The 15065-nt window shown below is 43.5% G+C and carries 14 protein-coding genes; 11 read left to right on the top strand and 3 right to left on the bottom strand.

Annotated features, from left to right (window positions below):
* The first annotated feature begins 6 nt into the window (after positions 1-6).
* From prpB to I858_RS12770, 4 genes are all read left to right on the top strand, one after another.
* The gene (prpB, locus tag I858_RS12780) at positions 7-918 is read left to right on the top strand and encodes a methylisocitrate lyase (protein WP_049694662.1); all 912 of its coding nucleotides are present in this window, start codon (positions 7-9) and stop codon (positions 916-918) included.
* A gap of 81 nt (positions 919-999) precedes the next feature.
* A complete protein-coding gene (locus I858_RS17060) occupies positions 1000-1134 on the top strand; it encodes a beta-eliminating lyase-related protein (protein WP_157886521.1) in 135 nt (44 codons plus the stop codon).
* Positions 1135-1139: 5 nt separating this feature from the next.
* Positions 1140-2066, top strand: coding sequence for a GntG family PLP-dependent aldolase (locus I858_RS12775; RefSeq protein ID WP_083553710.1), 927 nt, complete (start codon positions 1140-1142; stop codon positions 2064-2066).
* A gap of 137 nt (positions 2067-2203) precedes the next feature.
* Positions 2204-3232 carry a threonine aldolase family protein gene (locus I858_RS12770; RefSeq protein ID WP_049694664.1) on the top strand — a complete coding sequence of 343 codons (1029 nt, stop codon included), beginning with the start codon at positions 2204-2206 and terminating at the stop codon, positions 3230-3232.
* Positions 3233-3369: 137 nt separating this feature from the next.
* Here the strand turns inward: I858_RS12770 and I858_RS12765 are convergent, their stop codons facing one another.
* Positions 3370-3957: a CHRD domain-containing protein gene (locus I858_RS12765; protein ID WP_049694665.1), complete on the bottom strand. Its 588-nt coding sequence runs from the start codon at positions 3955-3957 to the stop codon at positions 3370-3372.
* Positions 3958-4121: 164 nt separating this feature from the next.
* On the opposite strand from I858_RS12765, the gene I858_RS12760 reads away from it, so the two are divergent.
* Positions 4122-4781: a class D sortase gene (locus tag I858_RS12760; RefSeq protein WP_049694666.1), complete on the top strand. Its 660-nt coding sequence runs from the start codon at positions 4122-4124 to the stop codon at positions 4779-4781.
* Positions 4782-4953: 172 nt separating this feature from the next.
* On the opposite strand, the gene I858_RS12755 is transcribed toward I858_RS12760, so the two are convergent.
* Positions 4954-5712, bottom strand: a complete 759-nt coding sequence (locus tag I858_RS12755; protein WP_049694667.1) for an SDR family oxidoreductase — start codon at positions 5710-5712, stop codon at positions 4954-4956.
* A 220-nt stretch (positions 5713-5932) separates the two neighbouring features.
* Between I858_RS12755 and I858_RS12750 the strand changes: the two genes are divergently transcribed.
* The gene (locus I858_RS12750; RefSeq protein ID WP_049694668.1) at positions 5933-6205 is read left to right on the top strand and encodes an AbrB/MazE/SpoVT family DNA-binding domain-containing protein; all 273 of its coding nucleotides are present in this window, start codon (positions 5933-5935) and stop codon (positions 6203-6205) included.
* Positions 6206-6259: 54 nt separating this feature from the next.
* Here I858_RS12750 and I858_RS12745 read toward each other — a convergent pair whose 3' ends face one another.
* Positions 6260-7630, bottom strand: coding sequence for an LA2681 family HEPN domain-containing protein (locus I858_RS12745; protein WP_049694669.1), 1371 nt, complete (start codon positions 7628-7630; stop codon positions 6260-6262).
* Positions 7631-8516: 886 nt separating this feature from the next.
* Between I858_RS12745 and I858_RS12740 the strand changes: the two genes are divergently transcribed.
* From I858_RS12740 to I858_RS12720, 5 genes are all read left to right on the top strand, one after another.
* Complete coding sequence (locus I858_RS12740) at positions 8517-9164, top strand: nitroreductase family protein (protein WP_049694670.1); 648 nt, start codon at positions 8517-8519, stop codon at positions 9162-9164.
* 99 nt (positions 9165-9263) lie between these two features.
* Positions 9264-9692: a MarR family winged helix-turn-helix transcriptional regulator gene (locus I858_RS12735; protein ID WP_049694671.1), complete on the top strand. Its 429-nt coding sequence runs from the start codon at positions 9264-9266 to the stop codon at positions 9690-9692.
* A 37-nt stretch (positions 9693-9729) separates the two neighbouring features.
* Positions 9730-10026, top strand: coding sequence for a putative quinol monooxygenase (locus tag I858_RS12730; RefSeq protein ID WP_049694672.1), 297 nt, complete (start codon positions 9730-9732; stop codon positions 10024-10026).
* Between the two features lie 117 nt (positions 10027-10143).
* Positions 10144-10629 carry a VanZ family protein gene (locus I858_RS12725; protein ID WP_239457159.1) on the top strand — a complete coding sequence of 162 codons (486 nt, stop codon included), beginning with the start codon at positions 10144-10146 and terminating at the stop codon, positions 10627-10629.
* Positions 10630-10849: 220 nt separating this feature from the next.
* Entirely contained in the window at positions 10850-14998 is a 4149-nt protein-coding gene (locus tag I858_RS12720; RefSeq protein ID WP_049694673.1) for a tetratricopeptide repeat protein, read from the top strand.
* Positions 14999-15065: the final 67 nt, after the last annotated feature.

The raw sequence follows: 15065 nt of genomic DNA, 5'->3' as shown, positions 1-15065 counted from the left end.
GATTTTGTGTCTTGGTTAGTAAATGAAGAATTGCGTCAAGAAGAGTTAGCCAATCAGTTTTTACAATTGGTAAGAGACGAACCCATTTTAAAACTTGTCGGTGCGCACGATGCCATGGCCGGATTGATGGCCAAACGCACTGGATTTAAAGCATTGTATTTATCCGGTGCTGCTTATACAGCAAGCAAAGGATTGCCCGATCTTGGCTTGATTTATTCGACTGAAATAGCAAATCACGCCAAAGACATTATCAGAGCTACGCAATTGCCGGTATTAGTAGACATTGACACCGGCTATGGAGGCGTACTTAATGTAGCACGTGCTGCAAGAGAAATGCTCGATGCCGGTGTCGCCGCAGTGCAAATCGAAGATCAATCCATGCCGAAGAAATGTGGACATTTAAATGGCAAGAACTTGGTGTCAATTGAAGAAATGGTCCAAAAAATTCAAGCAATCAAGAAAGTAGCACCGACGCTTGTAGTTGTCGCAAGAACAGATGCGCACAGTGTTGAAAATTTAGATGGTGTTATACAAAGAGCAAAAGCTTATATGGATGCAGGAGCAGATGTGATTTTTCCAGAAGCTTTGATTGCAGAAGAAGAGTTTTCAAAAGTCAAAGACGCAACAAAGGCACCCATTTTAGCAAACATGACGGAATTCGGCAAAACGCCTTACTATTCAGCAGAGCAATTTCAAAAATTCGGCTGTGACATTGTCATTTATCCCGTCACCTCATTGAGAGTTGCGGCTAAAGCGTATGAGCGAGTGTATCAAGAAATTTACGAAACTGGCAGCCAAAAAGAAAAGCTAGAAGACATGCAAACACGAAAAGAACTGTATGAAGTGATCCAATACCATGATTACGAGGAAATGGACAAAGAAATTGCTAAGACAACTTCAGAGAACTATCATGAGTAATTGGTGTGTTTAGAAGAGAGCTGTGTTTAACAGCTCTTTTTTCTATAGATGGATGTTTAATTAGATCATAGGAGGGATACGATGATTGATTTGAGAAGCGATACTTTAACAAAACCTACAGCTGAAATGAGAACCGCGATGGGGGAAGCAGAAGTGGGGATGATGGACGCAGTGGCAAGGATGGAAAAGGCGAAGATCCCACGGTTGCGAAGTTAGAGCAAGTGGCTGCGGAAATGACCGGAAAAGAAGACGCCTTGTATTGCGGTAGTGGCACAATGGCGAATTATGTAGCGTTGTTAACGCATTGCAAAAGAGGAGAAAAAGTGTTAGTTGGCACGAACAGTCACTTGTATAAAAATGAGAAAGCTCCATTTATGAAGGACTGGGGTGGACTCGATCCCGTATTTTTTGAAGAAGATAAACAAGGCTTTCCTAATGTAAGCAACGTGGAAGAAGAATTGGGAAATGCGGACATAAAGCTCATGTGCTTAGAAAACACGCATAATTTTATGGGAGGAACGTGTTTATCTCCACAGCACATGAAAGCGCTATGTGATGCTGCGCATAAAAAAGGCGTACCGGTACATCTAGACGGAGCAAGAATTTTTAATGCAGCTGTTTATTTAAACGTACCTTTAGAAAAACTTGTAAAAGGTGCAGATACGCTCATGTTTTGCTTGTCTAAAGGACTGAGCGCTCCGGTAGGATCGGTATTATGTGGCAGTAACGAATTTATTGCTCAAGCAAGACAAGTGCGGAAATTACTCGGTGGCACGATGAGACAAGCAGGTGTGATCGCAACTGCAGGAATTGTTTCGTTGAATTCATTAGTGACTAGGCTCGAAGAAGACCATAGAAATGCTTCTTTGTTAGCAAAAGAAATAGCTAGAAAAGGTCATGTTCAAATCGAGGTAGAGAAAACACAGACCAATATCGTAAAACTAGACTTGTCTCAAACAAAGTTTTCGGCAAAAGAACTCGAGCAGCTGCTTTTTGACAATGGCCTCAAAGTGAAACGTGTTTCAGACCACTATTTAAGACTCACCACATATCGAGAAATCCAAGAAGACGATATTTACAGAGCAGCAGCGATTTTTAATGAAAGTGTTGAAGAATTAGAAGAGAAGATTAGAGTGAGCGACGGGTAAGGGAGCGAACACCCGGATTAAAAGTTCCCGAGCCATGGAAATTTGCATACTACAAAAAAATTCTTACGAATTCATTCCAACCATAACCATTGCACGTCAGAAAATCTGCTTTAAACTGGAGAAAGGAGGCGAACGCAATGACAACGAAAATGTTTGCAAGCGACAACAATTCAGGAGTTCACCCGCTCATTTTAGAAGCCATCGTTCAAGCGAATCAAGGACATGTTGCGGCTTACGGAAACGATCCGTACACGGCAGAGGCTATTCAAAAATTCAAAGCTCATTTTGGTGAAGCGTGCGAAGTGGCATTTGTTTTTAATGGCACGGGTGCCAATGTGACAGGATTAAAAGCAATGGTGCGTTCGCATCAAGCCATTATTTGCACAGACGGCGCGCACATTAACTCAGACGAAGGCGGCGCACCAGAAGGGTTTATTGGAGGGAAACTGCTAACGTCTCCGTCAGCGGATGGCAAACTGACGATTAGCCAAATCGAGCGTCAACTGCATCACATAGGCAACCCGCAGCGAAGCCAGCCAAAAGTCGTTTCGATCTCACAATGCACAGAACTCGGAACGGTTTACACAATTGACGAAATCAAGGAAATCACTCGTTTTGCCCACGAAAATGGACTGTATGTACATATGGACGGAGCACGACTCAGCAACGCAGCAGCTCACCTCGGTTGCAGTTTTGCCGAAATGACAGTAGATGCGGGTATCGACATGCTGGCGTTTGGGGGAACGAAAAATGGCTTGATGATGGGCGAGGCGGTCGTCTGTTTCAATCCGGAATTGGCGTCTGAGATCACATACATTCGAAAACAAGGCATGCAACTCGGCTCTAAAATGCGCTTTCTGGCGGTGCAATTTGACCGATTGTTAACGAATGACCTATGGCTAGACAATGCCCGAAGTGCCAACCATATGGCGCAGCTACTTGCAGAAGGGTTAGTCAAATTTCCAGAAATCACGCTTTCTCAGCCGGTTCAGTCAAATGCGATTTTCGCTTTATTGCCAAAAGCACAAATCCAACACCTTCAGAAAAAACATTCGTTTGCGTTATGGAACGAAGAAAAAGATGAAATTCGGTTGGTGACTTCTTTCGATACTGAAAAAGAAGACATCGCGCACTTTCTTGCGGATGTTAAAAACAGCTTTTCATGAGGGACTTCTGTTTTTTCGATGATACCGGTTAAAAAAGCGAACATCCGGGTTAAATAATTCCAAGCACACAAAAAAGCTAAACTCGTCTCCTAGATCAACAATTATCCGAGGAAGAGTCTAGCTTTTTTTATAAATTTTTATGCGATTTTTTTCTGTTTTCTACCAAATACCAATAGGCCGCCCATTAACGCCATAAACGCACCAAGCATCGTATACAAAGCTCCGTTTGTAGCGGTTGTTGGCATTTCATCTCCAGCCATTTCGACTTGCCCGCGAATTTCGCCATCCGGATACTCTTCTGTATGAAGATTGACGTAAATGTCACCCGCGACCATCGCTTTTGTGAAGTCTTCCCAGCTCATGTCTCCGGCAAGGTCGGCTTCGGTCAACGTGCCCGTTGCGACTTCTCCGTCATAATCCATAGGTGCGTCATTTTTAAATAACATGATTTCTACAGGACCATCTTCTCCAGTAGCGCCACTGTGAAAATGTCCTGCCACCGCGTCGTCCAACTCATTAGCGTTAACCGTGAAATCCAACGACATGCCATCTTCGCTAAACATAATACTTGCGTCTCCTGTAGCATCGCTTTCGATTTCCATGGTTTCTTGTTCTGGCGTCAACTCTGCCATGAATTCTTGTCCTTCGTGTGCTGCAAAAACCGATCCTGCAAACCCTCCGATTGCCAATACTGAAACGACTGGTAAAGCCATGAATTTTTTCATACATCAGTCTCCTTCTTGCAAATTTCGCCAGTAGGCGATAACATATTATACAATAAATAATTAGGTAATGTTGGAATTTTCTGATAAAATCCTATATAAAAACCTTGATTTACCAATTTAGAAACGAGTAGATTTTGTTCTAGCGAGTAAAGGAGTGTCAAAAAATGACCAGAAAAATAGGCATGGTACTCATTGTAATAGGCTTGCTGTTTGCCGGCTGGAATGGCTATAAGTGGCTTTCTGAAACGGCTTCAGGGCAGCAGGAAATCAGTGAAACCGATATCGTTAAAACGGATGACGTTAGTCCTGTCGCGGTTCCGACAGAAGAGCGTATTGAAGAAAAAACAGTTCCGGAGCAAGTTGAAAAACCGCTAGAGCCAAAGCTACGAACATATGAAGAATACAAACGCGGTGACGACATCGGCTGGTTGCTGATTCCTTCTCTCGATAAAAAGTATCCAGTGTACTGGGGCACAGATGAAGATACGTTAACGCAAGGAGTCGGCTACCACGTCAGCAAGTTTACGCTTCCTCCAGATGGTCAGCGCCACACCGTTTTATCTGGCCACAGAGACACGGTTTTTCGAGAGCTTGGCGAGTTGAAAGAAGGCGACAGCTTGTTTATCCAATTTGAAGAAAAGCAATACGAATATCAACTAACAAAAAGCTGGATCACCGCTGCAGAAGACCGGACCGTGATTGTGTCAAAAGATGAAGCGGTACTCACGCTTACCACTTGTTATCCGTTTACCTTTTTAGGCGCAGCTCCGGATCGCTATATTATTGAAGCCCCTCTGGTAAATGTGACAGAGATGAATTTATAAGAAGAGTTGCTGTGAGCAAAAAAAGTCTATTTGTCCAAATATAGCAATAGAAAAAATGCCATCTTCAATGAAATCAATTGATTTCGAAGATGGCATTTGTGTAGGTAGTGATGTTGAACTGTGAATACAGGACCATTCGAGAACTACTGAGAGACTCTGAATGGTCAGCAGTTTAGTAAGCGCTCCAACCAGCATCTGCAGCTAGCACCACACCGTTAATGGTTTTGGACTCATCGCTTGCTAAGAACAGCGCGATGTTGGCGATGTCTTCTGGCAATGCAGGAGGACCCATCAAGTCAACGGCACGCGTGGCTTGTTTAAAGCCGAACATGTCGTAGCCATCCATTGATTGCGTGAGTCCTGTTTCGACTTGTGCTGGAGCAATGGCATTGCAGCGAACGCCTTGTGGCCCGTACATTGACGCAATGTTTTTTGTCATGCCAGCAACTGCGTGTTTGGCTGCGGTGTAGGTCAAGCCGCCTCGTCCGCCCGTAAGTGCCGTAATAGATGCAAGGTTAATGATCACACCGCTGCCTTGTTCTGTAAACAACGGCAAAATTTTACGCGATCCGCGCATGACGCCACCAACGTTAATGTCCATCACGCGGTTCCAAATAGCGTCTTCTACGTTATGAGCCGCTTGAATGTTGTCTAAGACACCTGCACAGTTGACCAAAATGTCGACTTGGCCAAAATGAGCTACGGTGTCGTCTACCATTTTTTGAATGTCTTCTTCAGAAGCAACGTTTACTTTTACGCCAAACGCTCCAAACCCTTGCGCCGTAAATTCATCGACGGTAGCGGTTAACGCTTTTTCATTAAAATCTGCAATTGAAATCTTCGCGCCTTCTTTTGCATAAGCTGTTGCAATTGCTTTGCCAATGCCATTTGCGCCACCTGTGATGATGGCTACTTTGTTTGCTAAACGCATAAAAAAACCTCCTAAGTGTAATACCTCTAGTATACGCCATTTGCGATAGATTAAGTCGTTCTGAAAGCATTGCGTAAAGTAAAGGCTTTAGAAAGGGCCTTATTTTTACTAGTTAGGCTTTTCTGGAGAAATTTGTCGTTCATAGATATTAAAAAAATATGTTAAATACTTCTAAAGTAAGATAAAATAAGTAATAGATAAAAACCAAAGGAGGCATTTTATGAAAAGCACCGGTGTTGTAAGAAAAATCGATCAGTTAGGTCGTGTGGTGTTCCCTGTAGAACTGCGCAGAAACTTAAATTTAAGAGAAGGCGATGCGATGGAGATTTTCGTTGACGGTGACTTTATTTTGATGAAAAAATACCAAGCGACAGGAGCCTGTGCCGTAACCGGCGAAGTGTTGGACGAAAACAAAGAATTCGCACCGGGCCTGATCTTAAGTCCAGAAGGCGCTGATATGTTATTCCAGAAGTTGAAGAGCGAACGCGCGTAACACGGCGAGGAATATAAAAGGGAACGTCCGCTGAGACGTTCCCTTTTTGTGTTTCTATTTTTTCTCCAACCCAATCGCAAAGCCCAAATACGTTAACGCGTTACGCGCTTTAAACGTAGTGGTCATGGCCAAACGCTCGAGTTCGATTTGTGTCAGTTGGTGCTTGCGCAAATCGCCGGTTTGGGCGATTTCTTCTTTTTGAGTAATGACGTGAACAAAGCTGCGTTCCATTTGATCGCGTAAAAGCAGCGCACGAATGGTTGCAATGTTTTGAACGGCCGATTGCTCGTAGCCAAAAAGTTCTTTTGATAACCAGTATAACGCTTTTAATGCACCGTTTTTGCTGTCTTGAATAAAAGGCTTGAGTGGTTTTTTGGGATCTTCGTCTTCAAACCAAATGCGTTGCATGCCGGCACGTGGATTTTTTAAGTCGAGTTCATAGTACGAGCCCACAAACTGAGCCACTTTAGAAAACAGCGTGAATGATTGTCGGTAAACGGTCTTTAGTTGTTCGTTGCGTTCAGAACTGGGTTCTTTTTCAAGCGCTTCGTAAAGATTCCAACGCAGCGCAGTAAATTCCGTAATCATGGCGTCCATAAACGTTTCCAAGAACAAGGCTTGTTCGGTGTCCGAACCTTTGTGGCGATAAGTCAATGTATCGATTTTCATCGTGCCTTTTGGATCGATTTCATTGTTGTCATTCAAAAGTAACCGGTGCTCAGCACACCAGTCGCGGTATTCGCGCTCGCGGCCTTCGAAAAAGTTTGGCTTGTAGTTGCCGGTCAAATCAATCGGCCCGATTTCTTCAAGCATTTTGACAGCAAGTTTCAAGCGGTCTTCGTACAAAGCCTGTCCATTAACATTGGTGATTTTTTTGATGCCGCTTTGCAATAGTTCACGTGACAAGTGAAGTGCTTCGGCACGTTGATCTTTATCGCGTAAAAAAGTCGAGTAAAACAATAATCCCCATCCGCGTTCAGCTTCTAAACGGTCGTACGATGGATCATTCTCGGCTTCGGTCATTTGCTCCAATACGTCGAGACCATCGAGAGAGCGTCCCACGTATATCAGTGCTTCCGCGTAATTCAGGCAAATTTGGTTCCAAATCGTGGGTGGCACTTTGCCTTTAAACTGCGCATACAGACTTTCAAATAGGAAAAGTTGGCGCTGTTTCATTGCGCTGTTCCAGTCTTTTTGCAACTGGTGCTCAACGCCTAGCTTGCTGCATTCAAGTAAGATGGCAAGCGGGTAAGCCGCTTGACCTTCGAGACGTTTTTTCAAGTGCTCGATAAGGGGAGTTAACTTATCTGGCTCAGTGCGCGTTTTTTGAAACTGCTGCAACAAGTGTTGAGCGGCTTGGTAAACTTCTTTCACTTCAAATTGCCCATAATCGTCTGATTGGGCAATTTCTTCTAATGTGGACATCAAAAACCCTCCTTGAATCGGTGCATCTGTTTTCATTGTATCGAAGTTGAACCGATAGTTCACGCTTTTGTCGGAATTTTTGGGTATTTGGTTTGGACGAGATCCGATTAGCGGAGCTTCTGCACGGTTCTAGAGAAATACGCACGGTCCGCGGTGGCTTACGCACGTTCAACGAAAAATATGCACGATTGAGTTAAAATCGTAAAAAAGTCATGTCCAGCAGTAGACTTTACTTTTTTCACTAAGTTTTTAGTGCTTTTCGCGCGCGAAAAGCAAGGCATCTTGTTCTTTTCTTTTGAACTGGAAAGAGTGATCGGGTTTGTGAACCGCAAACACGAGACTCGGTGCGCATTATGCACGGTTCTAGAGAAATACGCACGGTCCGCGGTGGCTTACGCACGTTCAACGAAGAATATGCACGGTCGGACATAACTTATGCACGCTCAGTAAAAAATACGCACGATTGAGTTAAAATCGTAAAAAAGTCATGTCCAGCAGTAGACTTTACTTTTTTCACTAAGTTTTTAGTGCTTTTCGCTCGCGAAAAGCGAGGCATCTTGTTCTTTTCTTTTGAACTGGAGAAATTGATCGGGTTTGTGAACCGCAAACACGAGACTCGGTGTGCGTTATGCACGGTTCTAGAGAAATACGCACGGTCGGGTGGAACTTATGCACGTTCAACGAAAAATACGCACGGTCGGACACAACTTACGCACGCTCAGCGAAAAATACGCACACGCGCATGAAAAAGCAGTTCGAACTTATCGCCAAGACGTCATCGTTGTATATCTCTGCAAATGAGTTTATATTAAATGAGGCGTCAATCGTTGATGCGTCAAGTAATGACGAATCACACAGATCTAACAAAAAAAGGAGCACGACATTCATGCAAACAACACAAACCTTTCAGAAAACAAACGATTTTAATGACATTGTCAACAATCGTCGATCGATCAAGCAATATGATCCATCGGTGAAAATCAGCCGCGAAGAAATGAGTCAAATCATTGAGCAAGCGTCTACAGCGCCATCTTCTATTAATATGCAGCCTTGGCGTTTTGTCGTGATCGATACACAAGAAGGGAAAGAAAAAATTGGACCGCTTACTTCATTTAACGTTGAAAAAGTGATGAGCGCTTCTGCGGTCATCGCGGTCTTTGGTGATATGAAAAACATCGAATACGCCAAAGAAATTTATGGCAAAGCCGTTGAACTTGGCTACATGCCACAAGACGTCATGCAAGCGCAATTGGATTATTTCAAGCCTGCTTATGAAAATGCTCCTTACGATAAAATGAAAGACATCGTCATGCTGGATTCAGGCTTAGTAGCCATGCAATTGATGCTTGTTGCCCGTGCGCATGGCTACGGCACCAACCCAATCGGCGGTTATGATAAAGAAAACATCGCAGAAGTGTTAGACTTAGATAAAGAACGTTATGTTCCAGTGATGTTGATGACAATCGGCAAAGCCTTATCAGAAGGCTATCCCTCGTACCGCTTGCCTGTTGAAACCATTACCGAGTGGAAATAACTTGAAAACCGGTTGATTTCAGCTTATGTTTAGAGAATGGTCAATGAAGAGTGAATGCGCCTTTCAATTGACTTGATCGATAAAAGAGGAGGTCAGTAGATGGCATGTTCATTTTCAAAGCAAGAGCAAATCTTGCAGTTATTCAAAGGACTAACCAATCAACTCAGTCCAAAATTTGAACGCTGTACAGGCATTAGTGCATCGCGCTACGAATTGCTTTACCAGCTTTACAATACAGACGAAATCAACCAATCAACTCTTCAAAAAGCCGTTAACATTGATGGTGCCGCTGTTACGCGTCACTTGAAACAACTTGAATCAGATGGCATGGTGACAAGAAAAAGAAGTTCTGCCGATAACCGTGTGATTTTTGTTAGTTTGACAGCCCAAGGGCGCACTCAAATTATTGGTTACCGGAAAGAAAATATGGGCTTTGTCAACCAACTGCTCAATGATTTTACAGATGAAGAAATCGAACACTTGTCTGGCATGCTCAATCGCATGCAGCACAACATAAGCGAGTACTAATAGCTCCACCAAATAAAAACACAAAGGATGAATCCCAATGATTATTATTCACGCCAACTTACAAGTACAACCTGATCAAGAACAGGCATTTTTAAAAGCAGCTCGAGCAGTAGTAGAAGGATCCCGAAAAGAAACAGGCAACGTCAGCTACGATTTAAAAAAATCAACTGACCGCGACTGCCATTACACAATGGTTGAACTATGGGAAGACGCAGCCGCAACTCAAGTTCACAACAAAAGCGAACACTTCCAAGCATTCTCTAAACAAGCAGCCGCATTTATGGCAGCTCCCATTGAGTTGAATGTGTACAGCGCGGAACCTATCAACATGTAATCGGTTTGATCTCAAAAGAGCGGCTCTGTGCTGCTCTTTTTTTTTGTAGGGAAGCACTAGTTATTTGGAATCACGCGACTTATACTAAGTAGAGATAAAAAAGTGGGAATTGATGTGATGAGAAAATTGAAAACAAAGCACATACCGGTCATTTTTTGGGCGCTGTGCATTTTAGTGGCGACCAATAACTTCAATTTCCAAGCCTTGCTGTTTGCGCGTGAAATAAACTTTGATCTTTATTTATTTCCTGACTTCTCGGATTTGTTTGATCTGAGCAGCATCCACTTAGACAGTCGATTGTACGTATTTCAAAAAATAGGACATGTCATATCGTTCGCAATATTATTTTGGCTTGCCGCTCGCAGTATTGGCGACAATACAAAGGCGATTGTGTTGTGCAGTTTGTTTGCGTTTTTCACAGAAGTTTTGCAGTTGTTTTTTCACCGAACCGGCAGACTAACAGATGTGTTAATTGATATTGGCGGCATTTACTTAGCCTACCGCTTGAGCGGTTATATAAAAGAACAAGGCGGCTTGGTGCCAGCTTTTTGGACAACGCTACAAAAAATCGGAGATGTGTTTTCAGACGATAAATCCAACTAAAACCGATGACTTTCTTCTATAGAAAGAGTTGGTTTTTTTGTGTTTGGCCGTTTTCACGCAGAAGGTGTAAAGTACAGTCTAAACCCGGGGGCATGATCAAAACGGCTTCCAGCTAAATTTCTCTAAAACCCTGAATTTGTATTGCGCACTAGAATTTTCCACTATATAATAAATCAACCACATTTATAGGGGCTATGGGAAAGGCGGGAATGATGACGGGATGAAAGCGAACAAAATCGAAACAGCGACACAAGTAATAAGTGCGATCCATCAATTATGGCAAGCACGTTCAATTCGAGAGGTGCGTGAATTTATTGGGCAACTCGAAACAGAAGATGAATTTTTTAAGTTAATCAAACTCGCGGATCAAGCGGATTTACATACATATAGTCATCTCCTTGCAACGCAAGCGCATAAACGCTTCCAAACGTTGCGCACGTTTACGTGGCAATGTGCACGTTTGCTTGAAACGGGTCGCAGCTTAGAAGCTGAAGAACGCATGAGCAGCCGACTGCAAGATGTCGAATCTGGAAATGATTCAGAAGACGAATTAGCAGCGGCACATCAACTGCTGCTGCGTATATTTGCGCAGCTAAATCGTTTGCCAGAAGCAAAAGCCCAGTTGACACTTTATGAAAAGCACAAGGGATTTGTCTGGCCAGACTTGGAAGGCTTTTATTTTATTCATAGTGGGGAATGGGACAAGGCAGAACGCGTACTCGAAAAAGAAATAAACAGCACTGCGACGGAACGCAATCATTATGTGAGGTTGCTGTATGCCGATGTGTTAGCAATGACGGGACGGCAAAAAGAATCGTTGGCGGTACTCGAACAAGGTCAACAGTTAGCGCCTGACAGTTGGACATTCCGCGCAGATATTATTCGCACCTTGTTTTTCCTTGGGCATTACCAAAAAGCAGTAGAAGCGATTGCGCTTTACACGAAAGAAAATCCGTATCATGGGTACCGAAAATCATGGATTCACATGACAGCCGACTGTTTGTATAAACTCGAACGCTGGGAAGCATTAAAAGACTGGGTCCAGCAACATCAAAGCGTGCTTGAAAAAACAGTATTCGGCAAAAATGAAATTCGGCAAGATGCTGAACGTCGTGAAATTCGCTTGACGCCAAACATTCAAAAACTCAATTATTGTGTGCCGGCGTCGCTATCGCTCATGCTCGAAGCCTATGATATGAAAAAAGGGCAAGACGAAATTGCCGAACACGTTTTTGATGTAACGGGCTCGGATTTACAGACGACGTTGGCGTATATGGAGTCGCTCGGATTTACGGGACGGTATTTTAAAGGCACGCTGGATCTTTATAAAAAGTTTATTGATGCAGGTATTCCAGTACTCCTCAGTATGCTGATTGAAAATACCGCACACGTTCAAGTTGTTGTCGGATATGATGACCGCTTGCAAGCGTTACTCATTCAAGATCCAAACGATTTAGGTCCATTTTTATTGTCGTATCAAGATCTTGCAGATACGTATAAATTAACGGATGGATTGAGTATGGTGTTCTTATTGCCAACACAAGAATCGTTTTTGACGTTAGTAAACAAAAAAGAACATCACTTTTTCACTCAGCTGTTTGAAATTTGGGCAGACGAAGAAACCGGTGATGAAAAAGATCGAGCCGTCGAATTTTTAACACACTATCCAGAAGAACGTTACGGAGCGGTAGTGGGGCTAGTAACGCAGTATTCAGAAAAAGCAAAAGAGCTTCATGCGTCGTGGCTCGAAAAGTTGTACCGAGACCTTGGGAAAAAAGATGCGGAAGTGGCGTTAGTTGCGGCACATATGCATTTTCGAAAAGAAGAATACGCGCAAGCGCTTGTGAGTTTAGAGTTTGTGTCAGAAAAGAAAAGTTCGTATGCGTTATTTTTAAAAGCTGCAATTTTGATGAGTCAAGATGAACACATGAATGCAGTTCCGTTGTTGAAAAAATCCATTGAATTGGATCATTACCAGCCCATTGCCTATAGTCATTTGGCTCGTTGTTATTTAGAAATAGACAAAATCCATCAAGCGTTTAAATGGTCGGGCATTGCACTTGACCAAGAACCGACAGACGTTTATGCACGCATTACGCATAGCTTGATTCAATTTGATTTGGGTGCTTACGAAAAAGCGTTGTCGCGTTTTCGTGAATTGTCACAGGAACAACCAGACGATGGCTATTTTATATACGAAACGGGTCGTTGTCTCGTAGCGCTAGGTGAAGAAGAATCGGCCATTCAAGCTTTTGAACGTGCAAAAAAAATAGATGCAAAAGAGCCGTTTGCGTATTTGCGGATTGCTGAAATGCACATGGATGCAAAACAGTGGCAACAAGCTGAAACCGTGCTTCAAGAAGGCATCGACAACAGCGATAAAACCGATTTGCTGCATATGTATATCGGACATATTGCTATGGAACAAGAGCGGTTTAAAGATGCAGAAGTGGCTTACCGAAAATCACAGAAACTAGAACCGTCTGATTTGTATATCATCACGCATATCGCGCACGCGTTGCTCAAGCAAAATCACATCGATCAACTTAAAGCATTGGTGATGGAACACACGGAAAAAGACGATACGGCGTATTTCAACCGAACAGCTGCTATGCTTTGGGAAGAATCAGAAGACGATACAGTAAAAGCGCTTGCGCTAACATTGCTCGAAGACGGCTTAGAGCGCCTTGGGGTGACACGTTACTCACTAGCGGAGCAATATGCAGAGTTTGGAGAAGCCCCGCAATTTCGCAGTCGCATATTGGATCGTTTTAAAACGATCCGTGCAAACAAGGCAGATTCAGTGCTGCTGTGTTTTGAAGGCAGTGTTTATGAAATGGAAGATCATCAGCGATTTGCGCAAGTGTTGTATCAACAAGCTATCGAGTTGGACGGTTTTTATATGGCGCATTTCCATTTAGCGCGTTTGGCCGAACAACTCGACGAATGGACTAAAGCACGCGACCATTTCGCAGCATGCGCAAAGACAGAACCGAGTTTTACACCAGCTCAAGAAGGCTTAATGCGTTGTTATGTGGCACTAGAAGACAACAACCGTGCGTTGAAAGCAGCGTTACATGTACTTGAACACGAGCCATTATCAGTAGAGTTGCACGAGCTGTTTGAACTTATAGACAATGAGTCAAAACGACAGCAGATCGAGGAAGTTTTAGAAAAAGTGTCGGCACAAGTACCAGAAGAATGGCTGTTGTCCGCTAAGTCTCATTTGGCAGAAAATCAAGGAGATGTTGCACGTGCAGAGTCGTTGTTACTAAAAGCCGAAGCTAGTAACGGTGCATTGTCATCTCGTTATCAACATGTTCAATTTTGTGTCAGACAAGGTGATCACAAAAAGGCGGTTATGTTACTAGAAGAGTTGATTGTTGAAGACCCAACAGAAGAAACGTTTTACGCAGAATACGTTCGGCTACTCGTGGAGCTGCGAAAAACAAGCAGACTTCATAAGCAATTGAAAAAACGTTTATCAGGTGAAGCTTTAGCTATGGCGGAAACCTATAGCGCCACTCAATTAGTGATGTGGCTAGAAGCTGAAGAAGGCGACTCGGAAAATCTGTTCGGTAAGTTGCGCGGCAAATCGCGGCGCTTTATGATGCTTGGAAATATTATTGCCTTATACAATGACGCCATGAAAAAGTACAAACAAAGTGTTGTGCCCGTGCTTCACTTAGCTGAATTTTACATGGCGCGCGATATGCCTGGAGAAGCAGTTCGAGTGCTGGGTCAATTTCTGAAACACCAAGATCACGCAGTGGCTGAAAAATTATGGCTAGAGGCCACTCTTCAACAAGCAAATCTGGAGCAATCGGACAAATTGCTCGATAAAGCCACCAAGCTAGCGGAAAAACTTAGCAACAAACAGCCGGAAGATGTGGATGTGTGGTTATGGCAAGGGGATATAGAAGTGATTCGCGGCAACGTGGACGGTGCAGAAAAACGCTACGAACGCGCCATTGCCTTGAATCCGTATCGCAGTGACGGTTATGTGCGCTTAATGCACGTGCTCGCCGAAAGCCGTGGCGAAAAACCAGCAAGCTTTGAAAAACGGTTGCCAGAAGCGTTACGAGTAAACGAGTGGATTTGTTTAACACTCGCAACTATGTCGATTACCACAGGCGACAGTGTTTCAGCAATCGCTCGTTTGCATGCGTTGCAACGAGAACTGCCTAGCTATTTGCCAGCCAGTTATGAACTGGCACGTGCCACCATGGCAGGCGGTCAAGTAACGCAAGCAAAACAATTACTCACGCAATTGTTTAAAAAAGAAGGCGGCGAACAGTTTGTTGCCACTGCCATCGAAGAGGAATTGTTTGAAGACATACTAGAAGATGTTTTTGCTGTAGAGGGTTAATAAGCATTAAAGCCAACGCTGTCATGGGTTTTCATGGCGGCGTTTGTTTTAGTAGACCAGCGTCCGA

Source organism: Planococcus versutus (assembly GCF_001186155.3).
GTDB classification, from domain to species: domain Bacteria; phylum Bacillota; class Bacilli; order Bacillales_A; family Planococcaceae; genus Planococcus; species Planococcus versutus.
Note: the sequence above shows the minus strand (reverse complement) of the source record. Positions and strands in the feature narration are given on the sequence as shown.